The sequence below is a fragment of the Pseudomonas sp. GQ91 genome (assembly GCF_059758795.1).
In genome coordinates, this window is sequence record NZ_JCAXED010000011.1 from 34,363 (window position 1) to 48,065 (window position 13,703).

11 protein-coding genes and 1 pseudogene are annotated in these 13,703 nt (G+C 59.1%); 5 read left to right on the top strand and 7 right to left on the bottom strand.

The features are described 5' to 3' along the window. The first annotated feature begins 2 nt into the window (after positions 1-2). A complete protein-coding gene (locus tag AC6CIA_RS17395; protein ID WP_339530691.1) occupies positions 3-581 on the top strand; it encodes a cob(I)yrinic acid a,c-diamide adenosyltransferase in 579 nt (192 codons plus the stop codon). Between the two features lie 135 nt (positions 582-716). Here the strand turns inward: AC6CIA_RS17395 and AC6CIA_RS17400 are convergent, their stop codons facing one another. The 3 genes from AC6CIA_RS17400 to secA form a co-directional block, all read right to left on the bottom strand. Continuing rightward, positions 717-1,661: a Nudix family hydrolase gene (locus tag AC6CIA_RS17400; RefSeq protein WP_498313719.1), complete on the bottom strand. Its 945-nt coding sequence runs from the start codon at positions 1,659-1,661 to the stop codon at positions 717-719. Positions 1,662-1,729: 68 nt separating this feature from the next. Further along, a complete protein-coding gene (gene argJ, locus AC6CIA_RS17405; protein ID WP_498313721.1) occupies positions 1,730-2,947 on the bottom strand; it encodes a bifunctional glutamate N-acetyltransferase/amino-acid acetyltransferase ArgJ in 1,218 nt (405 codons plus the stop codon). A gap of 121 nt (positions 2,948-3,068) precedes the next feature. After that, positions 3,069-5,807 carry a preprotein translocase subunit SecA gene (gene secA, locus AC6CIA_RS17410; RefSeq protein ID WP_498313723.1) on the bottom strand — a complete coding sequence of 913 codons (2,739 nt, stop codon included), beginning with the start codon at positions 5,805-5,807 and terminating at the stop codon, positions 3,069-3,071. Between the two features lie 305 nt (positions 5,808-6,112). On the opposite strand from secA, the gene AC6CIA_RS17415 reads away from it, so the two are divergent. Continuing rightward, the gene (locus AC6CIA_RS17415; RefSeq protein ID WP_498313725.1) at positions 6,113-6,568 is read left to right on the top strand and encodes a DUF721 domain-containing protein; all 456 of its coding nucleotides are present in this window, start codon (positions 6,113-6,115) and stop codon (positions 6,566-6,568) included. A gap of 130 nt (positions 6,569-6,698) precedes the next feature. Here the strand turns inward: AC6CIA_RS17415 and AC6CIA_RS17420 are convergent, their stop codons facing one another. After that, a complete protein-coding gene (locus tag AC6CIA_RS17420; protein ID WP_339530889.1) occupies positions 6,699-8,177 on the bottom strand; it encodes a helicase HerA-like domain-containing protein in 1,479 nt (492 codons plus the stop codon). Between the two features lie 198 nt (positions 8,178-8,375). Between AC6CIA_RS17420 and AC6CIA_RS17425 the strand changes: the two are divergent. Continuing rightward, a pseudogene (locus AC6CIA_RS17425) lies at positions 8,376-9,407 on the top strand (cache domain-containing protein); the annotation flags it as partial. A 93-nt stretch (positions 9,408-9,500) separates the two neighbouring features. Next, the gene (locus AC6CIA_RS17430) at positions 9,501-10,265 is read left to right on the top strand and encodes a methyl-accepting chemotaxis protein (protein WP_422630782.1); all 765 of its coding nucleotides are present in this window, start codon (positions 9,501-9,503) and stop codon (positions 10,263-10,265) included. 5 nt (positions 10,266-10,270) lie between these two features. Here AC6CIA_RS17430 and AC6CIA_RS17435 read toward each other — a convergent pair whose 3' ends face one another. Then, positions 10,271-10,477: a hypothetical protein gene (locus tag AC6CIA_RS17435; RefSeq protein ID WP_498313727.1), complete on the bottom strand. Its 207-nt coding sequence runs from the start codon at positions 10,475-10,477 to the stop codon at positions 10,271-10,273. Positions 10,478-10,564: 87 nt separating this feature from the next. Further along, entirely contained in the window at positions 10,565-11,413 is an 849-nt protein-coding gene (gene purU / locus AC6CIA_RS17440) for a formyltetrahydrofolate deformylase (protein WP_339530680.1), read from the bottom strand. 351 nt (positions 11,414-11,764) lie between these two features. On the opposite strand from purU, the gene mvaT reads away from it, so the two are divergent. Continuing rightward, positions 11,765-12,139, top strand: a complete 375-nt coding sequence (mvaT, locus tag AC6CIA_RS17445; protein ID WP_016970296.1) for a histone-like nucleoid-structuring protein MvaT — start codon at positions 11,765-11,767, stop codon at positions 12,137-12,139. A gap of 89 nt (positions 12,140-12,228) precedes the next feature. Here mvaT and sbcB read toward each other — a convergent pair whose 3' ends face one another. Beyond that, positions 12,229-13,656 carry an exodeoxyribonuclease I gene (gene sbcB, locus AC6CIA_RS17450; RefSeq protein ID WP_498313729.1) on the bottom strand — a complete coding sequence of 476 codons (1,428 nt, stop codon included), beginning with the start codon at positions 13,654-13,656 and terminating at the stop codon, positions 12,229-12,231. Positions 13,657-13,703: the final 47 nt, after the last annotated feature.

The following is a 13,703-nucleotide window of genomic DNA, read 5'->3' on the forward strand; positions in this document are numbered from 1 at the left end:
TCATGGGCTTTCGCCTGTCGAAGATTTACACCCGAACTGGCGATAAAGGCGAGACCGGCCTGGGTGACGGCCGCCGCGTGCCCAAGGATCATCCCCGGGTAGAGGCGATTGGCGAAGTCGACACGCTCAACAGTCAACTGGGACTGCTGCTGGCAGGCCTTGAAGAACAGAGTGGCGAGCATCCGGGGCTGGAGGAACTGATCGAGGTCCTCACACCGTGCCAGCACCGTCTGTTCGATCTCGGTGGCGAGCTGGCGATGCCGGTGTACAAGGCGCTGAATGCCGGTGAGGTTGATCGGCTGGAAGCAGCCATTGATCGCTGGAATGACGAGGTCGGCCCGCTGGAGAACTTCATCATGCCAGGTGGTTCGGCCTTGATCGCCCAGGCGCACATCTGCAGGAGCCTGGCCCGCAGCGCGGAACGCAGGTGCCAGCAGTTGAATGCGCTGGAACCGTTGGAGGGGGTGGGCTTGGCGTATATCAATCGACTATCGGATCTGCTGTTTGTGGCAGCGAGGGTGATTGCCAGGCGGCAGGGGGTTGCAGAGGTTTTGTGGCAGGCGGCGGCTAAGCCGCACTGACATTCTGCTGGGTTTTGTAGTGTGTTATCGACCTTATCGCGAGCAAGCCCGCTCCCACATTCGACTGCATTCCAAAGTTGGAACTCGGTCCAATGTGGGAGCGGGCTTGCTCGTGATGAGGCCCGATAAGACACCTCAAACCTCAGGCCAGAACGCCCGAATCCCCGCGACACCTTGAGCCCCCGCGTCCCACGCTTTTTCCCGCTCCGCCGGCCCGACGCCACCCAACAGAAAGACGGGCTTGCTGAACCCACTGATCAACTGCCTCGCCTGCTCCCAACCCAGCGGCTGGGCATCGGGATGGGTCTGGGTCGGTTGCACGGGTGACAGCGTGACGAAATCCACGTCCATCAATTCGGCCAGCGCCAGTTCCTCAGCGTTATGGCAGGACGCCGCCAGCCAGCGATCCTTGGGCAACGGGCGTCCCTTGCTGGCGTACTTGCGCAGTTGCGCCGACGTCATGTGCCAGCCCGCGGAAGGAAAATCACCCAGCCATTCAAATGGCCCCTTGAGCATCAATTGCGCCTTGCCGGCACACAGACCGACAGCGTCCACCGCCAAATCCCGGTACTTCGGATCGTAGCCGTTGGGCGCGCGCAGTTGCACCAGCCTGATTCCGCCAGCAATGGCTCGCTGTATCCCGCGCAACAGGGTCGGGGTTTCCAGCTCGCCCGGCGTGATCAGGTACTCGGCGGGCAAACGGGCGGCCGCGACGATAGGTGCATTCGCCGCCGGAAACGCGTAGTTGATCAAGTCCCGTTGGGCGACCCACTCAATGGGCTGCCCTTCCACGCCGTGGGGCTCGCCGGTAAACCCGCTGACCTCCCAGACATCCAGCAACACCTGCTTGTCCGGATAGTCATGCTGAATTTTGATCAACGGCCGGCTCGTGGTGACCTGGATACCCAACTCTTCCTGCAACTCTCGACCCAGCGCCGCGACAACCGTTTCATCGGCCTCCACCTTGCCACCGGGAAACTCCCAAAGGCCGCCCTGATGCTGGGTATCCGCGCGACGCGCCAGCAGAATCCTGCCGTCGACACCCCGAATGACCGCTGCTGCTACATGAACTCGTTTCACCCTACTACGCCCTCTCACCCAGCCTTGAATGTCAGGGCTGCCAGGCAGCCCCGCCCGCCACTCCCGTATCAGGTGCGGTATTCGGCGTTGATCTTCACATACTCGTGGGACAGATCAGTGGTCCAGATGGTCTCGCTGCATTCACCGCGCCCCAACTCGATGCGGATAGTGATCTCTGCCTGCTGCATCACTGCCGAGCCTTGTGCTTCGGTGTAGGTCTCAGCGCGTGCGCCCTTGCTCGCGATACACACGTCGCCCAGGAACACGTCGATCTGGCTGACGTCGAGGTTCGGCACACCGGCACGCCCGACGGCCGCCAGAATGCGCCCCCAGTTCGGGTCGGAAGCAAACAACGCGGTCTTGATCAGCGGCGAATGGGCCACGGTGTAACCGACGTCCAGGCATTCCTGATGATTGCCGCCGCCATTGACTTCAACGGTGACGAATTTGGTCGCGCCTTCGCCGTCGCGCACGATGGCCTGGGCCACTTCCATGCACACTTCGAACACCGCCTGCTTCAGCGCGGCAAACAACGGCCCGTTGGAGGAGGTGATGGGCGGCACATCGGCTTTGCCGGTCGCGATCAACATGCAGCAGTCGTTGGTCGACGTATCGCCGTCGATAGTGATGCGGTTGAACGACTTGTTGGCGCCGTCCAGCATCAGGTTTTGCAGCACGTCACGCGAGACTTTGGCGTCGGTGGCGATGTAGCCAAGCATGGTCGCCATGTTCGGGCGGATCATGCCGGCGCCTTTGCTGATGCCGGTGACGGTGACGGTGACGCCGTCATGCACGAACTGGCGACTGGCACCCTTGGGCAGGGTGTCGGTGGTCATGATCCCGGTGGCCGCGGCCGCCCAGTTATCCTCGGACAGGTCATCCAGCGCCGCCTGCAGCGCGCCTTCGATCTTTTCCACCGGCAGCGGTTCGCCGATCACGCCGGTGGAGTACGGCAGGATCTGGTTGGCCTCGACACCCGCCAGTGCCGCGAGCCTGGCACAAGTCCGGGCGGCGGCGGCCAGGCCAGGCTCGCCGGTACCGGCGTTGGCATTGCCGGTGTTAGTCAACAGGTAGCGCACCTCGCCTTCGACACGTTGCTTGGCGAGAATCACCGGCGCCGCGCAGAAGGCATTGAGGGTAAACACTCCGGCGACAGTCGAACCTTCGGCACAGCGCATCACCACCACATCCTTGCGCCCCGGGCGCTTGATGCCGGCCGAAGCAATACCGAGTTCAAAACCGGCCACCGGGTGCAGCGTGGGCAAAGGACCAAGACCAACAGCCATGAATGCGCTCCTCAAGAAAAGTGATGTCTGCGCCGTCGTCGTCGACGGAGAAATAATGGCAAAACGCCGCGACGGCTGAAGCCGGTCGCGGCGCGGGGTGTTGCAGCGTCAGGCGAAAATCTTAGTTGATTTCGCCGTGGCAGTGCTTGAACTTCTTGCCGGAACCGCACCAGCATGGCTCGTTGCGGCCCAACTTCTGCTCGTTGCGCACAGGTGCCTGGGCGACATCAGCCATATCGGCCTCCTCACCCAGCACCTGAGGCGCGTCAAGGCCGGGGGCCTCGTCGTGCTGGAACTGCATGCGTGCGGCCAGGGCTTCGGCTTCCTGGCGCAGGCGCGCTTCTTCTTCGATCGGGTCTTCGCGGCGTACCTGAACGTGGGACAGCACACGAATCGAATCGCGCTTGATCGAATCCAGCAACTCGGAGAACAGCGTGAACGACTCGCGCTTGTACTCCTGCTTCGGGTTCTTCTGGGCGTAGCCACGCAAATGGATACCGTGACGCAGGTGATCCATGGTCGACAAGTGGTCTTTCCACAGGTCGTCGAGCACGCGCAGCACAATTTGTTTCTCGAAGGTGCGCAGCGCTTCGGCGCTCGCCTGTTCTTCTTTCTCGTTGTACGCGGCCAACAGTTCGGCCATCAGTTTTTCACGCAGAGTTTCTTCGTACAGATGATCGTCTTCGTCGAGCCATTGCTGGACCGGCAAGTCGACACCGAAGTCGCTCTTCAACGCGGCCTCCAGGCCAGCCACGTCCCACTGCTCAGGCAGCGATTGCGGGGGGATATGCGCGGAAACAGTGGCGTTCAGCACGTCCTGGCGGAAGTCGGCAATGGTTTCGCCAATGTTGTCGGCGGCCAGCAACGTGTTACGCATGTGATAAATCACTTTACGCTGTTCGTTGTTGACGTCATCGAACTCCAGCAATTGCTTACGGATATCGAAGTTGCGGCCTTCGACCTTGCGTTGCGCCTTTTCGATGGCATTGGTCACCATGCGGTGCTCAATCGCTTCACCGGACTGCATGCCCAGGGCCTTCATGAAGTTCTTCACGCGATCCGATGCGAAGATGCGCATCAGGCTGTCTTCCAGGGACAGGTAGAAACGGCTGGAACCGGCGTCACCCTGACGACCGGCACGACCCCGCAACTGGTTGTCGATACGGCGCGATTCATGACGTTCGGAAGCAATGACCTGCAAGCCACCGGACTCCAGCACTTGCTGGTGACGCTTCTGCCAGTCGGCCTTGATCTGGGCGATCTGCTCGGGAGTCGGGTTGTCCAGGGAGGCCACTTCCACTTCCCAGTTGCCGCCCAACAGGATGTCGGTACCACGACCGGCCATGTTGGTGGCGATGGTCAGCGCACCGGGGCGGCCGGCCTGGGCAATGATCTCGGCCTCTTTCTCGTGGAACTTGGCGTTGAGGACCTTGTGCTCGATGCCTTCCTTATTCAGCAGGCCGGACATGTGCTCGGAGGTTTCGATGGTCGCGGTACCCACCAGTACCGGACGGCCCTGGGCCATGCATTCCTTGATGTCGGCGACAATGGCCGCGTATTTCTCTTCGGCCGTCAGGAACACCAGGTCGTTATAGTCTTTACGCGCCAGAGGTTTGTTCGGCGGGATAACCATCACCGACAGACCGTAGATCTGGTGGAATTCGAACGCTTCGGTGTCAGCGGTACCGGTCATGCCGGACAGCTTGTTGTACAGGCGGAAGTAGTTCTGGAAGGTCGTTGATGCCAACGTCTGGCTCTCGGCCTGGATGTTGAGCATTTCCTTGGCTTCGATGGCCTGGTGCAGGCCTTCCGACAGACGACGTCCGGGCATGGTACGACCGGTGTGTTCGTCGACCAGTACAACCTGGCCGTCCTGGACGATGTACTCGACATTGCGATTGAACAGCTTGTGAGCGCGCAGGCCGGCATACACGTGGGTCAGCAGGCCCAGGTTATGCGCCGAATACAGGCTCTCGCCTTCAGCCAGCAAGCCGACCTGAGTCAACATCTCCTCGACGAACTGGTGGCCGGCTTCGTTGAGCTCGACCTGACGGGTCTTCTCGTCAATCGAGTAATGACCTTCTTTGGTCACCACGCCTTCCACTTCTTCGATGTGTTGCTCAAGACGCGGGATAAGCTTGTTGATTTCGGTGTAGAGGCGCGAGCTGTCCTCGGCCTGGCCCGAAATGATCAACGGGGTACGCGCTTCGTCGATGAGGATGGAGTCGACTTCGTCGATCACGGCAAAGTTGAGTTCACGCTGGAATTTTTCTTCCATGCTGAACGCCATGTTGTCGCGCAGGTAGTCGAAACCGAATTCGTTGTTGGTGCCGTAGGTGATATCAGCGGCGTAGGCGGCACGCTTTTCTTCCGGCGGCTGGAACGGCGTTACCACGCCGACGGTCAAGCCGAGGAACTCATAGAGCGGACGCATCCAGTTGGCGTCCCGGCGGGCCAGGTAGTCGTTCACCGTTACCACATGCACGCCCTTGCCGGACAGCGCGTTGAGGTAAACACCCAACGTGGCCACCAGGGTCTTGCCTTCACCGGTACGCATTTCGGCAATCATGCCTTCGTGCAGGGTCATGCCGCCGATCAACTGAACGTCGAAATGGCGCATGCCCATGACGCGCTTGCCGGCTTCACGGGCAACCGCAAAGGCTTCGGGAAGCAGCTTGTCGAGGGTTTCACCTTTGGCTATGCGGGCCTTGAACTCTTCGGTCTTGGCGCGCAATTGCTCGTCCGAAAGGGCAACCATCTGCTCTTCGAAGGCATTGACCAACTGCACTGTCTTGAGCATGCGTTTGACTTCGCGCTCATTCTTGCTTCCAAAAAGTTTCTTTAACAAAGGCGCAAACATATCGGCAGGTTCTTCCACACTTAGGGATGGAGGGCGCACCGTGAGTGGCCCGAGCAGCCCTCACGGCCGCATGCGAACGCGCATTCTACCCGGAAACGAGGGTGAAGAAAGTGGCGTTGTTCAGTGATGCAGGCTCGGCTCTCCAGGAGGGCTTGTTTAAAATAAGGGCTTTTTGCTGAACTTCAACCCATACGAGCGAGAAGTTACTTATTGATTTCATGGATAAACCGCCGACAAAGCAATGACCACGGTGACGCAGGTGCTTTCTGCTACCATGGCGGCTCTGTTACTCAAGGTGTCTGAATATGGCATTTCGCCCACTGACGGCCCGCGCTCCCGCCGTGTTGCTTCGCGAAGCCAAGCCTTTAAAAGCCATCTTTGGTCACGCGCAACGCCTGGGTCATTTGCAGCGCCTGCTGGAAAGCCAGCTGCAGCCTGCGGCCCGCGAACATTGTCACGTGGCCTCCTGGCGTGAAGGCACGTTGCTGCTGATTCTCACCGACGGGCATTGGGCGACCCGCCTGCGCTATCAGCAAAAACGCTTGCAGCGCCAGTTGCAGGCGTTTGATGTATTCGCCAGCCTGACGCGCATCCAGTTCAAGGTCCAGCCACCCACCGTGCAGCAAGGCGCGGTGGGGCATACGATGGATTTGTCGGTCAATGCCGCCGAGACCATCCAGGCCACGGCGGACGGGATTACCGATCCCAAGCTGCGGGCAGCGCTGGAACGCCTGGCCAGTCACGCCAAACCCAAGGCCTGAAGATTACACGCAATCCAATGTGGGAGCGGGCTTGCTCGCGATTACGGAGTGTCAGTCAACGAATTTATCGACTGGTACAGCGCTATCGCGAGCAAGCCCGCTCCCACAGTTAATCACCTAAACTTGATGACTATTTACGCTTGCTGCCACCAAGCAAAGACCCCAGCAGCCCGCGCACCAACTGCCGGCCCATCTGATTGGCCGCCTGTTGCATGGCCGATTTCAAGGCCTTGCCCGCGGTGGTTCCCAGAAACGCCCCGGCCTTGTCGACGAAATTCGGCTCTTGCGCCTCAGGCGAGACGTCGGCTTGCTTGCCCAGGTCCTTGCGCGCCATCAGCACTTCATAGGCTGACTCGCGGTCAACCGGCTTGTCATAACGCCCCAATAGCGACGAACTGGCAATCAACGCGGCACGTTCGGCCTCGGTCAACGGCCCGATCCGCGATTGCGGCGGCGCCACCAGCACGCGTTGGACGACCTCAGGTGTACCTTTTTCCTGCAACGTCCCCACCAGCGCCTCACCCGTCCCCAGCTCGGTCAGTACCGCCAGGGCATCAAACGCCGGGTTCGGCCGGAAGCCATCGGCTACGGCTCGCAGGGATTTCTGTTCCTTGGTGGTGAACGCCCGCAGACCGTGCTGGACGCGCAACCCCAATTGCGCCAGGACGCTGTCCGGCAAGTCCCCAGGCGACTGGGTGACAAAGTACACCCCCACCCCTTTGGAGCGAATCAACCGCACCACTTGCTCCAGGCGTTCCTGCAACGCCTTGGGCGTGTCGGCAAACAGCAAGTGCGCCTCATCGAAAAACAGCGCCAGCAGCGGCTTTTCAGCATCGCCGCGCTCGGGGAGTTGCTCGAACAGCTCCGCCAGCAACCACAGCAAGAACGTCGCATAGACCTTCGGCGATTCGTGTACCAGTCGGCTGGCGTCCAGCAGATGAATGCGCCCGCGACCATCGCTGGCCGGTTGCAGAATATCTTCCAGTTGCAACGCGGGTTCGCCGAACAAGGCTTCTGCGCCTTGCTGTTCGAGCACTGCCAGGCGTCGCAGCAACGCCTGGCTGGAACCGGTGGTCATCAACGCCGCGTCGTCGCCCAACAGCTCCGGGTGGAACTTCAGGTGATTGAGCAGCGCCTTGAGGTCTTTGAGATCCAGCAGCAGCAGGCCTTCGCGATCCGCCACTTTAAAGGCGGCATATAAGGTCGACTGCTGACTGTCAGTCAGTTCCAGCAGGCTACCCAACAGAAGCGGCCCCATTTCACTCAAGGTCGTACGAAGAGGATGACCAGACTGACCGTGGATATCCCACAACGTCACCGGATACGCCTGGGGCGTGTAGTTCAGGAACGGCATGCCGGCGATCCGCTCGGCCACTTTGCCCTGGGGGTTGCCCGCGGCACCCAGGCCACACAGGTCACCCTTGATGTCCGCGGCGAATACCGCGACCCCGGCATCACTGAATGCTTCGGCAAGACGCTGCAAGGTCACGGTCTTGCCGGTTCCTGTAGCACCGGCGATCAAGCCATGACGGTTAGCCAGGCGCATGGCCTGGGCGATCGGCTGGACGTCGAGGTCCGCACCAATCAGGAGTTGCGATGAGTCAGGCATTTTGTCACCCATGGTTAATCTTTAGCGCCACACGGTCGATACAAATGAAGCAAGAGACCGAAAAAGTCTAAAACCGCTAGACCGGATAATTCCTGCAGGAGCAGATGGAAATATCACACTTTTTTTAACGCTGCCATTTTGCGCGTTCGCACCAGAGCGCGCGCTCGGACATTAAGACCTTAGCGGACCCCACAAGCCATGAATAAAAATCTGCGCTTCAGCCACAAAATCCTGCTCGCCGCCGCCCTTATCGTGATTGCCGCTTTTGCGTTGTTCACCCTGTACAACGACTACCTGCAACGCAATGCGATTCGCGACGACCTCGAAAGTTATCTGCATGAAATGGGCGATGTAACCGCCGGCAATATCCAGACCTGGCTCAGCGGGCGCATTATCCTGGTGGAAAACGCCGCACAAAACATCGCGATCAATCCTCAGCCGGCAGCCGTGGCCAGCCTGCTGGAACAGAAATCCCTGACGTCATCGTTCATGGCTACCTATCTGGGCGACAGCAACGGTGGCTTCACCATACGCCCCGACACCAAAATGCCCGAAGGCTTCGATCCGCGTGTCCGGCCCTGGTACAAAGGCGCCTTGAGCAGCAACGGCTCAACCCTGACCGAACCCTACATCGATGCGGCCACCGGCCAATTGATCATTTCCATCGCCACCCCGAGCATCAAGGCGGGACAAAGCGTTGGCGTGGTCGGTGGCGACCTGAGCCTGCAAACCCTGGTGGACAACATCGGCGCGCTGGATTTCGATGGCATGGGCTACGCATTCCTGGTCAGCGCCGACGGCAAAGTGCTGGTACACCCGAATAAAGACCTGGTGATGAAATCCCTGAGTGACGTCTATCCGACCGATACGCCGAAAATCAGCGCTGACTTCAGCGAAGTCGAGGTTGACGGCAAAACCCGCATCGTCACCTTCGCCCCGATCAAAGGACTGCCGTCGGTAAACTGGTATATCGGCCTGTCGGTGGATAAAGACAAATCCTTCAGCATGCTCAGCGAGTTTCGCACTTCAGCCATTGTCGCCACGCTGATTGCCGTGGCGATCATCATCGCCCTGCTGGGCATGCTGATCCGTGTGCTGCTGCAACCGCTGCATGTCATGACGCGAGCCATGGAAGACATCGCCAATGGCGAAGGCGACCTGACACGCCGCCTGAGCATCAATAATCACGACGAATTCGGCATTCTCGGCCTGGCCTTCAATCGCTTTGTAGAGCGGATTCACACGTCGATTCGCGAAGTGTCCTCGGCCACCGGGCAAGTCAATGAAGTGGCGCTGCGCGTGGTCAGCGCCTCCAACTCGTCGATGCTCAACTCCGACGAGCAGGCCAATCGCACCAACAGCGTCGCCGCCGCGATCAACCAGCTCGGGGCCGCAGCCCAGGAAATCGCCCGCAATGCCGCCCAGGCGTCTCACCAGGCCAGCGATGCCCGCCAACTGGCCGAAGATGGCCAGAACGTGGTGGAACGCAATATCCAGGCGATGAACCAGCTGTCAGCGATGATCAGCACCTCCAGCAGCAACATCGAGGCGCTCAACAGCAAGACTGTGAACATCGGGCAGATTCTCGAAGTGATCACCAGTATTTCCCAGCAAACCAACCTGCTGGCGCTCAACGCGGCCATCGAGGCGGCGCGTGCCGGGGAAGCCGGACGCGGGTTTGCAGTGGTGGCCGACGAGGTGCGCAACCTGGCGCACCGCACGCAAGAGTCGGCACAACAGGTGCAAAAGATGATCGAGGAACTGCAAGTCGGCGCTCGGGACTCGGTCAGCACCATGAGCGAAAGTCAACGTCATAGCCTGGAGAGTGTGGAAATCGCCAACCTTGCGGGCGAGCGCCTGACCAGCGTCACCCAGCGCATCAGCGAGATTGACGGCATGAACCAATCTGTCGCCACCGCCACCGAGGAGCAAACCTCGGTCGTGGAGTCGATCAACATGGACATCACCGAAATCAACACCCTCAATCAGGAGGGCGTGGAAAACCTGCAATCCACCTTGCGTGCCTGCTCCGACCTGGAGCAACAAGCTTCACGCTTGAAACAGTTGGTGGGCAGTTTCCGCATCTGAAGCCGTCACACCGTCTTGTCAGGGTCGGGCTCGCCTCGCAGCCCTGACGAACCGGGCTTCGACGCGTCCTGCAATTGCTCCCACAACTGCGCCGCGCCGGGGAAGTCCGTGCCATTTTCGGCATCGAGGGCATCCGGGTCATACCGGCTCAAACACCCCTCCCCCAACGTTGCGGGCGCTCTGGACGTGGCTTTATCCAAGGGATCACTCATCGTTCGATCCTCGCATAAGCCCCCAATAAAAAGGGCCTGCGACGATTAAACGCCGAGGCCCTTTGTTCTTCAATCACCACCGGTCAATCAGAACACCACAGTCTTGTTGCCATGCACCAGGACCCGGTCTTCCAAGTGATAGCGCAAGCCACGGGCCAAGACCATCTTTTCTACATCACGGCCGAAACGCACCATGTCTTCAATGCTGTCGCTGTGGCTGACACGTACCACGTCCTGCTCGATGATCGGCCCCGCGTCCAATTCTTCGGTGACATAGTGGCACGTTGCGCCAATCAGCTTCACGCCTCGCAGGGAAGCCTGGTGATAGGGTTTGGCACCGACAAACGAAGGCAGGAAGCTGTGGTGAATGTTGATCACCTGGCCCGCGTACTCGCGGCACAGTTCTGGCGGCAGGATCTGCATGTAGCGCGCCAGCACTACCACATCCGCGTCATGTTGCTTGACCAGGCGCGAGACCTCGGCAAAGGCCGGCTCTTTATTCTGCGAGTCGACCGGAACGTGGTAGTACGGAATGCCGTGCCACTCGACCATGCTGCGCAGGTCGTCATGATTAGAGATCACGCAGGCGATTTCGCAGTCCAGCTCATCGCTGTGCCAGCGGTGCAGCAAGTCCGCCAGGCAGTGGGACTCGCGGCTGGCCATCAGTACCACGCGTTTCTTCTGCTCGGTGTCGGTGATGCGCCAGGTCATCGAAAACTCTTCGGCGATCGGCGCAAATGCCTCGCGAAAAGCCTCAAGACCAAAGGGCAGCGTGTCGGCACGAATTTCATGACGCATGAAAAACCAACCACTGAGATTGTCCGAGTGGTGACTCGCTTCGGTGATCCAGCCGTTGTGGGAGGCCAGGAAGTTACTGACTTTAGCAACGATACCGACCCGGTCCGGGCAAGCAATCACCAGACGAAAAGTGCGCATTAGGGGGAAACTCCAGAACTTCGCAAAGGCCGCCATTCTAGCGATTACGCAGAAAAACTGCAGTACTCCTCAACGTTTATTCCGCCGAACCGCCGCCGGTATCCCTTAGTCGTGTACGGCTTTACCTTGCGAACAGCGTGACAGCTGTAGCGGTCAGCACAGTTAATGGATATTTAAAGAGAGTATCTTTAGCAGCACCGGCCTGCATTAAGTAACTCATTCACACGTATCCTTCACAAACAAAAAATGTAAATTACATAAAACCGCGCTTAAATGTTTACTTAGGCAAACCGCCTGACTATTATTAGCCCACTGTTTCTGTCACCCCGCGCCCTACACAAGGTAGCCCCCATGTCTCTGATCAACGAATACCGCGCCACCGAAGAAGCTATCAAAGAGCTGCAAGCCCGTTTGAAGAATCTGTCGCAAGACGACAAACTGCAAACCGAACTGGAATTCGAAGGCAAATTGCGCGCACTGATGGGCGAATACTCCAAATCCCTGCGTGACATCATCGCGCTGCTGGATCCGGAATCGAAAGTTAAAGCCCCACGCGGCGCCGTGAAAACTACCGGTACCAAGCGCGCGCGCAAGGTTAAACAGTACAAAAACCCACATAACGGCGAAGTGATTGAAACCAAAGGTGGCAATCACAAAACCCTGAAAGAGTGGAAAGCCAAGTGGGGCGGCGATGTGGTTGAAGGCTGGGCGACCCTGCTGGGTTAAGACCCGCTCGGCGACTCGCTGATTCTCGACGCAAAAAAACGCCAGCTTGCTGGCGTTTTTTTTATTGTCCGGCTTTTCTCCAAACTCGATTACAGGTTCACACGTTGACGCAAAGAGTCCGCGTAAGCCTGCCATTCATCCAGCACCTGACGCTGAAACGGTGTAGCACTAACATACAACTCACGCCTGGCGTGATAGAAACTCTCCAGGGTATTGGGTGCTCCGTATTCAACCTCTGACAAACGTTTCCGGCAGAAAACTGTCCAGCGCTGTAGCTCTTCGCTATTCAAGGTTTCAGCAAAGTTACGCGCACGATAGCGAAACAATAATTCCGGCAACCGATCATCATCAAAAGGCCATTGCTGATCCGCCAGTTGTGCAGGTTCCGCAGTCCGTACTTGCTCACATAAACGCCGGTCACGATCACCGATAAAACCGTCATACAGCTGCTGCTCGGGATCGGCGCTCGCAGCAAAATCATCTTCGGCATAAATCTCCGGCAATTTATCGCGCCAAAGTGCCTGTGCGTCAGTTAGTCGCAGCGCCCTGGCCTGACAGGCATCCATATCCAGACTCAAGCGCTGTCGGTCTTCGGCGCGCAGCACATTCAACGGGGCGACCACCGGGCAACGATTGATATGCAGCAACTTCAGCGGCACCGGCCATTCGCCTGCAGCCAGCTCATCCCGCCGGGTATACAGGCGCTGGCGCAAGGTAGTGGCGTCGAGGTCCAACACCCCCTGAGGATCAAGCCCCAAGTCACAGACAATCAACGCGTTGCGATTGCGCGGGTGCCAAGCCAAGGGCAGGACCACCCCAAGGTAATGGCGCTCGGCGGAAAAGCGCCCGGAGATATGCACCATCGGTTGCAGCAAGCGGATCTGGTCCATCACCCGCTGTTTGCTGCGCTGTTGAAACAACCAGTCATACAGTTTGGGCTGTTTATCACGAATCAAGCGAGCCAGTGCAATCGTGGCGCGCACATCAGACAAGGCATCGTGAGCCTGGCCATGGTCGATACCGTTGGCCGCCGTCAGGCGCTCGAGCTTGAGGGTCACGCGTCCGTCCTGCTGCGGCCAGACAATCCCCTCCGGCCGCAATGCGTAGGCCGTACGCACCACGTCAATCAAGTCCCAACGACTGTTGCCGCTCTGCCATTCCCGTGCATAAGGATCGAAAAAGTTACGGTACAAGCTGTAGCGCGTCATCTCATCATCGAAGCGCAGGGTGTTGTAACCCGCGCCACAGGTGCCGGGCGTCGCCAGCTCGGCGTGCACCCGCGTCATGAAATCAGCCTCTGCCAGGCCTTTATCCGCCAGTTGCCCTGGGGTGATTCCGGTGATCATGCACGCCGCCGGGTGCGGCAGGATATCGTCACTGGGTTGGCAGTAGAGGTTGACCGGCGGTCCGACCTCGTTGAGTTCAAGGTCGGTGCGAATCCCGGCTACCTGCAGCGGGCGGTCGTTACGCGGATTGATGCCGGTGGTTTCATAGTCGTACCAGAAGATCGAGGTCACGGGCTATTCCTGTGCTGAAGACAGGCAAAGTCTAGGCGTTGAACCAC

What these genes read in the sequence shown, in the direction of transcription:
- AC6CIA_RS17395 (WP_339530691.1), top strand. Translation starts at nt 3, where the DNA reads ATGGGCTTTCGCCTGTCGAAGATTTACACCCGAACTGGCGATAAAGGC.
- argJ (WP_498313721.1), bottom strand. Translation starts at nt 2,947, where the DNA reads ATGGCTGTTGGTCTTGGTCCTTTGCCCACGCTGCACCCGGTGGCCGGT.
- secA (WP_498313723.1), bottom strand. Translation starts at nt 5,807, where the DNA reads ATGTTTGCGCCTTTGTTAAAGAAACTTTTTGGAAGCAAGAATGAGCGC.
- AC6CIA_RS17415 (WP_498313725.1), top strand. Translation starts at nt 6,113, where the DNA reads ATGGCATTTCGCCCACTGACGGCCCGCGCTCCCGCCGTGTTGCTTCGC.
- AC6CIA_RS17420 (WP_339530889.1), bottom strand. Translation starts at nt 8,177, where the DNA reads ATGCCTGACTCATCGCAACTCCTGATTGGTGCGGACCTCGACGTCCAG.
- AC6CIA_RS17430 (WP_422630782.1), top strand. Translation starts at nt 9,501, where the DNA reads ATGCTCAACTCCGACGAGCAGGCCAATCGCACCAACAGCGTCGCCGCC.
- AC6CIA_RS17435 (WP_498313727.1), bottom strand. Translation starts at nt 10,477, where the DNA reads ATGAGTGATCCCTTGGATAAAGCCACGTCCAGAGCGCCCGCAACGTTG.
- purU (WP_339530680.1), bottom strand. Translation starts at nt 11,413, where the DNA reads ATGCGCACTTTTCGTCTGGTGATTGCTTGCCCGGACCGGGTCGGTATC.
- mvaT (WP_016970296.1), top strand. Translation starts at nt 11,765, where the DNA reads ATGTCTCTGATCAACGAATACCGCGCCACCGAAGAAGCTATCAAAGAG.